Here is an 11350-nt window from a genome sequence, read left to right as displayed (position 1 = left end):
AAAAGAGTAGGAAAAAAGAAAGAAATAAGGCACCTTCCATTCAAAAACGAATGGAAAGTGCCTTATTTTTGTTTGAAAAACTAATTCATCGTAAAAAATGTAAGTTTTTCAGTGCCCTCGATAATTTCCGGACGCCTTCCTGTATATAATAGTTTTGAAATGGGGTTTCTTACGCTTTATTATATAGATGTTTTTTTAAGATTTTATAAAGCGATTGTAAAGATTTTGTTAAGATGATGGTGCAAGCGGTAAATGGATTTGAATTTTTGTTCCTTTCCCTACCTCGCTTGTGACGACGATTTTGCCGTGATGTGCTTCCACTAAATGCTTTACAATGGCAAGACCTAGCCCTGTCCCCCCCGAATTGCGGCTCCGTGCGCGATCAATTCGATAAAAACGCTCAAATACACGAGCGATTTCATGCTTTTCAATACCGATACCTTGATCTTCCACTTCAACAATACCATATTCCGCACCTTGCTTCATTGTCACTGTAACAGTTGTGCCATCTGGAGAATACGTAACTGCATTAGAAATTAAGTTCGTAAAAATTTGAATTAACCGGTTTTCATCACCTAGTACACGTACATCTCGATCTATTTGCATATCAAATTGCATATTTTTTTCATCAAGTCGAGGGCTTGTGACATCTACGACCCTTGCAATGACCTCCTGCAAGCTTGTCGGAGCAATCGCTACTGAAAAACCGTGCTGCTCAATTTTGGATAGCTCTAATAAATCGTGAATTAATTCCTGAAGGCGATTGCTTTCTTTATAAATAATTTCTAAAAATGATAGCAGCATGCTTTCATCTTTATATGCACCGTCTAATAATGTTTCAGAAAAGCCTTTAATTGAAGTGATTGGCGTGCGCAATTCATGTGAAACATTCGCTACGAAATCTTTGCGAATTTGCTCCAAACGAATCAACTCTGTCACATCATGCATAACTAAGACGACACCGAGCCAGCGCCCATGCTCCCCAACAACGGGCGCTCCATACACAAGCTTATGTGTGATTTCTTGCTGCAATTCCATTTTAAGCTGCTTTTGATAAGGCTGTTCCGTTAAAAAAACATGATCAATAAATACTTCTAAATTTTCGGGCAGACCAACCGTTAAAAAGTTTTTGCCCTGCACTTGCTCAAATGTTAAATCAAAGCGTTGAAGAAATTGCTTATTAACGATGGATATATAGCCTTCTCGGTCAATCATCATTAAGGCGCTGCCCATATTTTCAATCAATGTTTTCAAACGTTCTTCTTCAATTTCACGGATTTTTGTAATATCCTGCAAATTACGAGCTAATACATTGATTGAATTGCGTAGCTCTACAATCGTTTTTGGTCCATTTGCAAACGCACGTGCATAATAGTTTCCAACTGCTAATTCCTGTGCTGTACGTGTTACAGCTTCAATCGGCTCTACAAAGTTGTTGACCATTCGATACGATACTAAGCCGATAATCGCAACCGCTATTACAAATAAAAATATAAGGACAAGCATCAAGCGTACACGAATATAGTGAAAATAGTCTTCATCTACATCCCCATCATATGCTTGCAGCAATTTCTCTTGCTGAGCCGAGGTTAAATCAATCTTTTCTTGCTCAATCAGCTCCGTCACATTTTGCTGCACCACTTCTGTTTGAACTTGCACATAGTCATCTAAATAAAAAGGAAAAAGCTGACCTATTACAAGCTCTAGAACAACAAAAATCGCTGTAACAAGTAAAATAAAAGAAAGAAAGAGTCGACCGCTCATCGATTTACTCATTTTCTTGGCTCCTCAAATTTATAGCCTAGCCCGCGAATCGTCTTAATAAATAATGGTTTACGGCTATTTTCCTCGATTTTATCGCGCAGATGGCTAATATGTACATCGACAATACGCGTATCACCAGCAAAATCATAATTCCATACAGAGCTTAGTAGCTGATCACGCGTTAAAACGCGATTTTTATTTTCTAATAAATAAACAAGCAGTTCAAATTCCTTTGGTGTGAATTCCAATGCCTCTTCATTTAAGAATGCCTCGAAGCGCTCTGGGAATACCTTTAAGCTACCATATTCATATGTTGTCTCCCCTGTCTTCACCTCTTCTGCTGATGCAGATGGTGTGAAACGGCGAAGCACAGCCTTTACACGTGCAATCACTTCACGTGGACTGAAGGGCTTTGTCATATAATCATCCGCACCAAGCTCTAAGCCAAGCACCTTGTCAAATTCATCATCGCGTGCCGTTAACATAATAATCGGGATGTTCATTCTTAAGCTACGCAATTCCTTGCACACTTCCATCCCGTCCATTGTCGGCAGCATTAAATCTAACAGCATTAAATCTGGCGTCTTTTCAACCGCTAAATCAAGCCCTTTTTTCCCATCATGTGCCAAAAGCACATGAAAGCCAGCCTGTTCTAAATTATATTGTAATAATGTTGCGATGGATAATTCATCCTCTACAACTAAAATGGTTTTCGTCATTTCCCTTGCCTCCATCATCGATTTGAAACCCCCATCCCAAATCCATTATATAAGAGGAGGAGATACTTTAAGCTTCCCTTCCAACAGTTGTAGCTTATCGCTATTAATTGCTGTAACTGCTATTAACACTTCATTCTTGGTTTCATCAATATGCTCGATTTCCAATACAAAATCGACTGTTTCATAATGATATGCCGGACTTACATATTTTATCGTTTGCTCTAAAATATAAGAGCCTGGACCAGGTAGATGCTTAGAAATAGCAGCAGTAATAATACCATTTAACATAATTTGTGGAACTATCGGCTGCTTAAATGATGTAATCGCTGCATAATCATGCTGAATAAATAATGGATTATTATCATTTGTTAAGCCTAAATAAATTAACAAATCTTTATCATCCATTTTTTCTGTAATATGTAGCTTTTCACCAACTGTTAAAGTCGTTATCAACCTGCCTTGCTTTCTACTCTTTTGTAGCAATACGAAGCAACTCCTTCTTTATGCGATACTTTTATAGTATCAATTTTTTGTGGAAAGTACAATGTTGTGGAATGGCTATGGTAAAAGTAATATTTCATTCACTCTTTACCTCTATCATGACAGATTGACAAATTCAGAATAGTCAGGTTACAATTTAAGCAAATTTTTTAAGGAGTTGTTTTTATGGGAGAAAAATCACTTTTTAGAAATGTATTGCTAATAGTTTCACTTATTTTCTTAAGTAGCACATTGTTTTCTATTTCTACTTTTGCTGAAGAAGTAAATGATTTGAATGCATCAAATTATACCAATGATAACTTTGAAAATTCAACAACAAATATAGAAATAAATAATCAAATAATTACTCCATTTTCTAAGCCTTATAGCAAAGCAAAAGTTGATTGGGGTGGTTTACTAGGACGTTCAGTCTTTTCAAATCAATCTGGCAGCACAAGAATTTATCATAATAGTGGAAATTATACTACTGCTAGAGCCGAACTTAATAGAATAGGAGGAAATGGAGAAATCGTAACACATATCAACGGAGATAAAATAACTTATGTAAAACAAACAGATGGCGGTTATGTAACTCTATATAGAAGTACATCAGAAACACTTGGTAATCAGAGACCTACTTTAACTTTTGGTAATGACAAGGTTAGATTTATGGGAGACTGAAACTTGAAAGGTGATGAATATTGTGAAAAAAGAAAAATTGTTGTTATGGGAGCCCTTAACAGAAAATCCATTTAGCAGATTAGAGCGAGAGATGCTATTTGTTAAAATGGTATATGAGGTAGATTTCATTTTAGTATTTAAAGACTATGAAACATCCTTTGAATATACATTTACTTATAAAAAACCTGAAGAAAGACCTTATCCTATACTTACTTTTCGTTCCTGTGAAGAAATGGCAAGACCAGATATTGAATCGCTTATTGGGTTATTGGAGAATCCCCCAATGTACAACCCTACTTTTTATAAAGTAGAAAACTCCGATTTTTTAGCTTGGTATGATAATAACTTTTCTGCTAGGGCTACTTTACAACCTAATGTGGAACATCACCTCTTTATTACATCTGATTTTTTTATCGATGTACTAAGTGAGATACAGCCTGTAGTTACTATAAAATAAAATTTTAATAGAAAACACCAAAAATATAAATAGGACTACCTTGAAAGAACATTCTTTCTAGGTAGTCCTATTTATCATAATATTTTACTTACTCAAAACATCCATCACCGATTTTACAGCCTCTGCTGAATAGTCGAGCGCTGATTTTTCTTGCTCTGTTAACTCTAGCTCAAAGATTTTTTCTATGCCGTTTGCACCTAATAATGTTGGTACACCTAAGCAAAGGTTTTCATAGCCATATTCGCCTTCTAAGTAAGCAATTGATGGCAGTACACGTTTTTGGTCTTTAATAATCGCTTCAGCCATTTCAATCATTGCCGCTGCTGGTGCGTAGTAGGCAGAGCCGTTACCAAGCAGGTTAACGATTTCTGCACCACCATTGCGTGTGCGGTTGACAATTTCCTCTAAGCGTTCTGGTGCGATCAATGATTCAATTGGTACACCACCTACGAATGAATAGCGTGTTAATGGTACCATCGTATCGCCATGACCACCTAAAACTAATGCTGTTACATCTTTTACAGACATGTTTAATTCCTCTGCGATAAATGCGCGGAAGCGGGCTGTATCTAAAACACCTGATTGACCGATAACGCGATTTTTCGGGAAGCCTGTTGTTTTATAAACCGTATATGTCATTGCATCAACAGGGTTTGTTAATACAAGCACTGTTGCATTTGGTGAATATTTTGCAATTTGCTCAGATACAGCAATCATGACCTTTTCATTCGTTTGTACTAAATCATCGCGGCTCATGCCTGGCTTGCGCGCGACGCCTGCTGTTACGATGACGATATCTGAATTTGCTGTATCAGCATAATCAGCCGTTCCTTTTACATATGCATCATAGCCCTGAATTGGTGCTGCCTCCCACATATCGAGTGCCTTCCCTTTTGTTGGGTTCTCAGCTTGTGGAATATCTAACAATACAACATCGCCAAGCTCCTTTTGCGCTGCTAAAAACGCTGCCGTTGCGCCAGTGAATCCGCTACCAATTACCGTGATTTTTTTACGTCCTAATGCCATAATCAATCCACTCCTATTGATGAAATGTCTTACTAGCTCTATATTAACAAAAAACTACCACTTGTATAAGTAAAAGAAGTGGCAAAATCAGCAAATTTAGCAGGGGCATATAGACAATTAATGTGCGAAGCTCCCTGTCTATCATGCGAGTCATAACTTTTGAACTAGCAAAATCTCTTTTTCAAAAGCACACTTCTCACATAAAAAAGCTGTCGGAAAAATTTTCCGACAGCCTTCACTTTTATAGGTTTTTAATTAATTCGTTAGCGAATTCAGAGCATTTTACTTCTGTAGCGCCGTCCATTAAACGTGCGAAGTCGTAAGTTACAACTTTAGAAGAGATTGTTTTTTCTACAGATTTTGTTACTAAATCTGCAGCTTCTTGCCAACCTAAGTGCTCAAGCATTAATACGCCAGAAAGTAAAACTGAAGATGGGTTTACTTTATCTTGACCAGCATATTTTGGAGCTGTACCATGAGTAGCTTCGAAAATAGCGTGACCAGTTACGTAGTTAATGTTTGCCCCTGGTGCGATACCGATACCACCAACTTGTGCAGCTAATGCATCAGAAATATAGTCACCGTTTAAGTTCATTGTAGCAACTACATCGAACTCAGTTGGACGAGTTAAAATTTGTTGTAAGAAAATATCAGCGATAGAATCTTTTACGATGATTTTGCCAGCAGCTTCAGCAGCTTTTTGTGCTTCGTTTGCAGCAGCTTCGCCTTGCTCAGCTTTAATTGCATCGTACTGGTTCCAAGTGAATACTTTATCAGCGAATTCTTTTTCAGCTAATTCGTAACCCCAGTTTTTGAAGCCACCCTCAGTGAATTTCATGATGTTACCTTTGTGTACTAAAGTAACAGTTGGTTTGTCGTGTTTGATTGCATACTCAATTGCAGCACGCACTAAACGCTCTGTACCTTCTTGAGAAACAGGCTTAATACCTAAACCAGAAGTTTCTGGGAAGCGGATTTTGTTAACGCCTAATTCAGTTTGTAAGAAGTTTAATAATTTCTTTTGCTCGTCAGAACCAGCTTGGTACTCGATACCAGCATAAATATCTTCCGTATTTTCACGGAAAATAACCATGTCTACATCTTCTGGACGTTTTACTGGTGAAGGCACACCGTCAAAGTGACGTACTGGACGTAAGCAAACATATAGGTCTAATTCTTGACGTAATGCTACGTTTAAAGAACGGATACCGCCACCGATTGGTGTAGTTAAAGGTCCTTTAATCGCGATTAAGTACTCGTCAATTTTATTTAAAGTTTCTTGTGGTAACCATTCACCTGTTTGGTTGAACGCTTTCTCACCTGCAAGAACTTCTAACCATTCGATTTTCTTTTCGCCATTGTATGCTTTTTCTACCGCTGCATCAATTACGCGAGAAGCTGCTGCCCAAATATCTGGACCGATACCATCGCCCTCGATGAAAGGAATCACTGGGTTGTTTGGTACGTTTAACACGCCGTTTTCTACTACAATTTTACCGTTAGTCATGAATAGTTGCCTCCTATATTCGTAAATCTAGGACTGTGCACTCGCCCCAGTCCTAGATAAGTTTAGCATATTTTTTAAAATTGCGCATTTGCTGTCGTAAAATTGCGATAAGTCGCAACCTGTACGAGTGTGAAACACACATTTTTAACTTATTTATGAAAAATTAACGCTCTTCAATTGGAACATATTTTTGCATGCCTGGTCCAACATACTCTGCACGTGGACGGATTAAACGGTTGTTTGCATATTGCTCTAAAATATGTGCTACCCAACCAGATGTACGTGACACAGCAAAGATTGGTGTGAATAAGTCATGCTCAATACCTAATGAATCATATACTGATGCAGAGAAGAAATCTACGTTTGCTGGTAATTTCTTTTGCTCTACGATCATGTCATGGATTTTAACAGACATGTCGTATAATTCTGGTTTGCCTGTTAGCTTTGTTAATTTTTCAGACATAACGCGTAAATGCGGTGCACGTGGATCGCCTTTGCGGTATACGCGGTGACCGAAGCCCATGATTTTTTCTTTGTTATCTAATTTGTTTTGTACCCATGCTTCAACATTATCAAGTGAACCAATTTCAGATAACATTTTCATTACTTGCTCGTTTGCGCCACCATGTAAAGGACCTTTTAATGCGCCGATTGCAGCCGTTACACCTGAATATACATCAGAAAGTGTCGCTACACATACGCGTGCAGTAAATGTAGATGCATTTAATTCATGGTCAGCATGTAATACTAACGCTTTGTCAAATGCTTCGATTTCGATTTCTGCTGGCTCTTCACCTTTTAACATGTACAAGAAGTTCGCTGCATAGCTAAGACCAGCTTTTGGTGCTACTGGCTCTAAGCCTTTACGAATACGAGAGAATGCTGTTACTACAGTTGCAATTTTCGCTTGTAGACGAATTGCTTTACGGTAGTTTGCTTCTGGCTCCATTACATCTGCTTCTTCATCGAATACACCTAATAATGATACAGCTGTACGTAAAGCTGCCATTGGGTGTACTGTATTTAATGGGTATGTTTTAAACTGATCAAGAATAGCTTGTGGTACTGCCATGTTATCAGCTAATTGTTGTTTTAATTCAGCAAGCTCGTCCGCTTTTGGTAAACGAGTATGCCATAATAAATAAACTACTTCTTCAAAGCTTGCATTGTCTGCTAAATCATCAATATTGTACCCTACATATGTAAGTGTATCATCAATAATTGAACTAATTTTAGACTCCGCTGCTACGATACCTTCTAAACCACGTGTTGCTGTCATAAATAATCGCTCCCTCATTTTTGTTGACTGTATTAGTGTTTGTACACACTAAATTTCATTAACTATATGAACCTATAAGTAAATCGCTTACATAAACCATTATAATCAATTTTGACGGCTTTGTGAATGAAAAGAAACTATTTTAAGAAAAAAATGCATGAGGTATAAAAAATAATCATTAAAAGAGAAAAAAATAACATAAACTTTAGAGGGGTGAAAATGGTTGCATAATGCTCATTTAAAATTTTTAACAGCCGATAACATGATAAAGTATTTAGTCGTCGCTAGTTATTTATTACTAGCATTTCTTTTACTACCGATTTCCTTAGCTTTACTTTGTGCATACCTACTGTACCCAGTTGTACAATTTTTTTATAAGAAATTTCATCTGCCTATTGTAATTAGCATCACTTTAACGACTGCCCTATGTTTCTTTATTATTTATCAACTATCTGCCATCCTTTTTCAAAGCTTATTAACGCTCATTCCATATTTTAAAATGCACTTAGATACATTTTCTACAGAATACGCCGATGTGGTATTTTTCCCATTGTTGCTTGAAAAATCATTTTCCTTTATCGACTCCATTATGATGTCTCTCGTTAGCATTGCACAGCATACTTTTGGCTATTTATTTGAGTTTTTTATTTTCTTAATCGTTTTCTACTTTTCATTGTTCGAATCAAGAAAAAATCGCCTATGGTTTTTCATTTATGTACCGAAAAAATATCGCGCTGAATGGCAGCATTATTTCAAGCGCGCTTTACATATTTTTTCTTATTTTTTATTCGTGACGCTGCAATTATTTATTATGACCTTTGTGTTATTAAGCATTGGCTTTTATTTATTGGGCTTTGAAAGTCCAATTAGTAAAGCACTTTTAATATCCTTTGCAGATGCATTACCATTTTTCGGAATCGGCATTTTTCTTATTCCATTAATGATTTATTTTTATATTGTCGGTCAAAAAGGGCTGGCCATTGCATTGATTGCGCTTTATCTTTTTATCCAACTATCGAGACAGCTTGTAGAATCTATCGTTTGGGCATCTACATTTCAATTACGCATGGTTCATTCCTTCGTAATTAGCGCTGCCTCCATCCTTTTATTTGGTGTATATGGCATTTTACTAAGCCCATTTTTCCTCTTGATTGCAGTTAAAATAAGCGAAAAATCTATTTTTGCTCGATAATAATTTGACTACTTTTCATTCTTCTTCTCACCCAGTTAAAAATAAGTGGCTGACATAGTTTACGAGTAATTGGCATTAACAATAACAAGCCGATTAAATCCGTTAAAAAGCCTGGTACTAGTAACAGCACACCACTAATGAATAAGGCAAAGGTCTCTATAACAGCAACGCCTGGTGGTTTTCCTTGAGCGATGCTTTGCTGAAGTGATTGGAATGATTTTAATCCTTTATTTTTCAAAATAAAGGCACCGATAAGGCTTGTCGCAATAACAAGTAGTAATGTTGCAAAGACACCTAGCCATTTGCCCACAATAATAAATGTAGCGATTTCTGCAAAGCTAGCGGCGATAAAAATAAGCAATATTTTTGGCATACGAGCACCTCCTACTTATGTATTACGAACTATTAGCAAAAAAGTTTCATATACAAAAAACTATCTGAAAAGAGGTTATCTTTTCAGATAGTTTTTTTCTTTATAGAACGCTTGCGTGTCCTTTATAAATAACGCCTGTTTCTGCGTCCATTGTAATTTCTTGTCCTTGGCGGATAAGCTCAAGTGCATCCTTTACGCCTACGATAACAGGAATGCCAAGGCTTAAGCCGACAACTGCTGCATGGCTCGTTAAGCCACCTTCCTCTGTGATGATACCTGCACACTTCTCGATAGCTGGCATCATTTCGCGATCTGTACCAATCGTTACTAAAATTGCACCTTCCGCATCATATGCTAATGCCTCTGCTGCATTGTTTGCCACTAATGCTTTACCTACTACTGATGCTTTGCCGACACCTTGTCCACGTGCAAGTAAATCACCAATAACGTGTACTTTCATCAAGTTTGTTGTACCTGCTTCACCAACAGGAACACCTGCTGTAATAACAACAACATCACCGTGGTCAACAAAGCCATGCTTTAATGATTCATCAACAGATAGCTCTAAAATTTCATCCGTTGTTTTAGCACGTTGACATAAAATTGGTTTGACGCCCCACACTAATGTTAAAAGCTGTGCCGTATTTTTAGAGCCTGTTACGGCTACAATATGCACTCCTGGACGATATTTTGCAATCATTTTTGCTGTGTTACCACTTTCTGTTGGTGCTAATACAGCTTTAATACCTAAATTAAGCGATGTATAAGCAACCGCTTGTGAAATGGCCTCTGTCATATTCGCTTCTTTTCCACGGCTATGCTTCGAAACAATTGAGCGATAATCCAATGATTGCTCAGTGCGCTCTGCGATTTTATTCATAGTTTGTACAGATTCTAATGGGTAAAGACCTGCTGCTGTTTCACCAGATAGCATAATTGCATCTGTTCCATCGATAATGGCATTCGCTACATCGCTCGCTTCAGCGCGTGTTGGACGTGGATTGCGTTGCATTGAGTCTAGCATTTGTGTTGCTGTAATAACCGGTTTTGCTGCATGATTACATTTTGAAATAAGCGATTTTTGTACAAGCGGTACTTCTTCTGCTGGGATTTCCACACCTAAATCTCCACGTGCAACCATTAAACCATCAGATACTTGGATAATTTCATCAATATTATCCACCCCTTCTTGGTTTTCGATTTTTGGAATGATTTGAATATGGCTACCGTTATTTTGCTCTAATAGCTCGCGAATTTCTAAAACATCGCTTGCTGTACGTACAAAGGATGCTGCAATAAAATCAATCTCTTGCTCGATACCGAATAAGATGTCCTGTGCATCTTTTTCTGTAATCCCTGGTAATTTGATGGATACGCCAGGAACATTCACACCTTTTTTATTTTTTAATACGCCTGCATTTTCAACGATTGTATGGATTAAGCCCTTTTCAATATCTTTGGCTAATACGCGTAATTCAATTAAACCATCGTCTAATAAAATGATATCGTTTTGGTCAACATCATTGATTAATTCTGAATATGTAACAGAGAAGCTAGTGGATGTTCCAACAACTTCCGTCATTGAAATATCAATTACTTGGCCTGTTACTAAATGTAGCTCACCATTTTCCATTGTATGTGTACGAATTTCTGGCCCTTTTGTATCCAGTAAAATCCCTACAGGCTGACCTACATTTTTAGCAGCTTCACGAATTGCTGCAATACGTACTGCATGCTCTTCATGCGAACCATGCGAGAAATTTAATCGCGCTACGTTCATACCTGCTTTAATTAGGCTTTCCAACATTTCTGGAGATTCACTTGCCGGTCCAATTGTACATACTATTTTCGTTTTTCTCATAAGTTCACTCT

Annotated in this window: 11 protein-coding genes; 3 read left to right on the top strand and 8 right to left on the bottom strand. The window is 37.4% G+C overall.

The window, feature by feature from the left end:
• Positions 1–228: 228 nt before the first annotated feature.
• The 3 genes from pnpS to M3Z76_RS15825 are packed head-to-tail and all read right to left on the bottom strand — an operon-like array spanning position 229 to position 2966.
• Entirely contained in the window at positions 229–1776 is a 1548-nt protein-coding gene (gene pnpS, locus M3Z76_RS15835) for a two-component system histidine kinase PnpS (protein WP_293928714.1), read from the bottom strand.
• Positions 1773–2483 carry a response regulator transcription factor gene (locus tag M3Z76_RS15830; RefSeq protein ID WP_293928712.1) on the bottom strand — a complete coding sequence of 237 codons (711 nt, stop codon included), beginning with the start codon at positions 2481–2483 and terminating at the stop codon, positions 1773–1775. The genes pnpS and M3Z76_RS15830 overlap by 4 nt, the downstream gene beginning before the upstream one ends.
• 45 nt (positions 2484–2528) lie before the next feature.
• On the bottom strand, positions 2529–2966 hold the full coding sequence (locus tag M3Z76_RS15825; RefSeq protein WP_293928711.1) for a MaoC/PaaZ C-terminal domain-containing protein: 438 nt from the start codon (positions 2964–2966) through the stop codon (positions 2529–2531).
• Positions 2967–3149: 183 nt separating this feature from the next.
• On the opposite strand from M3Z76_RS15825, the gene M3Z76_RS15820 reads away from it, so the two are divergent.
• Both M3Z76_RS15820 and M3Z76_RS15815 read left to right on the top strand, forming a co-directional pair.
• Positions 3150–3644: a hypothetical protein gene (locus M3Z76_RS15820; RefSeq protein ID WP_293928710.1), complete on the top strand. Its 495-nt coding sequence runs from the start codon at positions 3150–3152 to the stop codon at positions 3642–3644.
• A gap of 22 nt (positions 3645–3666) precedes the next feature.
• A complete protein-coding gene (locus M3Z76_RS15815) occupies positions 3667–4101 on the top strand; it encodes a hypothetical protein (protein WP_293928708.1) in 435 nt (144 codons plus the stop codon).
• A gap of 84 nt (positions 4102–4185) precedes the next feature.
• On the opposite strand, the gene mdh is transcribed toward M3Z76_RS15815, so the two are convergent.
• The 3 genes from mdh to citZ all read right to left on the bottom strand — a co-directional run bounded on the left by mdh (position 4186) and on the right by citZ (position 7913).
• Positions 4186–5127: a malate dehydrogenase gene (gene mdh, locus M3Z76_RS15810; RefSeq protein ID WP_293928707.1), complete on the bottom strand. Its 942-nt coding sequence runs from the start codon at positions 5125–5127 to the stop codon at positions 4186–4188.
• 241 nt (positions 5128–5368) lie between these two features.
• A complete protein-coding gene (gene icd, locus M3Z76_RS15805) occupies positions 5369–6634 on the bottom strand; it encodes an NADP-dependent isocitrate dehydrogenase (RefSeq protein WP_293928705.1) in 1266 nt (421 codons plus the stop codon).
• A 163-nt stretch (positions 6635–6797) separates the two neighbouring features.
• A complete protein-coding gene (gene citZ / locus M3Z76_RS15800; protein ID WP_293928703.1) occupies positions 6798–7913 on the bottom strand; it encodes a citrate synthase in 1116 nt (371 codons plus the stop codon).
• Positions 7914–8136: 223 nt separating this feature from the next.
• Between citZ and M3Z76_RS15795 the strand changes: the two genes are divergently transcribed.
• A complete protein-coding gene (locus M3Z76_RS15795) occupies positions 8137–9105 on the top strand; it encodes an AI-2E family transporter (protein WP_293928701.1) in 969 nt (322 codons plus the stop codon).
• Here M3Z76_RS15795 and M3Z76_RS15790 read toward each other — a convergent pair.
• The gene (locus M3Z76_RS15790) at positions 9089–9478 is read right to left on the bottom strand and encodes an FxsA family protein (protein ID WP_293928699.1); all 390 of its coding nucleotides are present in this window, start codon (positions 9476–9478) and stop codon (positions 9089–9091) included. The two genes, M3Z76_RS15795 and M3Z76_RS15790, sit on opposite strands and share 17 nt — an antisense overlap.
• Positions 9479–9578: 100 nt before the next feature.
• Positions 9579–11339 carry a pyruvate kinase gene (gene pyk, locus M3Z76_RS15785; protein ID WP_293928697.1) on the bottom strand — a complete coding sequence of 587 codons (1761 nt, stop codon included), beginning with the start codon at positions 11337–11339 and terminating at the stop codon, positions 9579–9581.
• Between the last annotated feature and the right edge of the window lie 11 nt (positions 11340–11350).

Source organism: Metasolibacillus sp. (assembly GCF_025291715.1).
GTDB classification, from domain to species: Bacteria; Bacillota; Bacilli; order Bacillales_A; family Planococcaceae; genus Metasolibacillus; species Metasolibacillus louembei.
The sequence above is the reverse complement of the archived record's forward strand: the minus strand, read 5'-3'. Positions and strand labels throughout refer to the sequence as shown.